Genomic DNA, 326 nt, shown 5'->3' with positions numbered 1-326 from the left:
CATTAGTATGATTGAGACGATCGGAACTGTCCATATAAGATTTTCTCCGCCGATAGACCATAGGGAATAGAAGGCGATCGTCATGGTCATCCAGACATACATGTTTTTATCTAAAAATTCGTAGCTATAATATTTCAATACTTTGCGCACTTTTGACGCGTTTTTATCCGCCAGCGCAAGCTCGTTTCTGCGTTTGCCGAGGGACATATAAAACGAAGCCGACATAACGGTTAGGTATAGCCAGTTGGAAATTGGCTGGTTTATGATTACCGCGCCGTATATGATTCTTAGCAAGAAGCCGGACATTAGGATGAAAATGTCTAGAA

The 326-nt window shown here is 41.7% G+C and carries 1 protein-coding gene; it reads right to left on the bottom strand.

The features are described from left to right. Positions 1-294 (bottom strand): hypothetical protein (locus ACYVTD_RS18675; RefSeq protein WP_461249080.1); only part of this gene is annotated, 294 nt, incomplete at its 3' end. Positions 295-326: the final 32 nt, after the last annotated feature.

It is taken from the genome of Treponema sp. R6D11, assembly GCF_054786075.1.
This window is presented reverse-complemented; position numbering and strand designations above follow the sequence as displayed.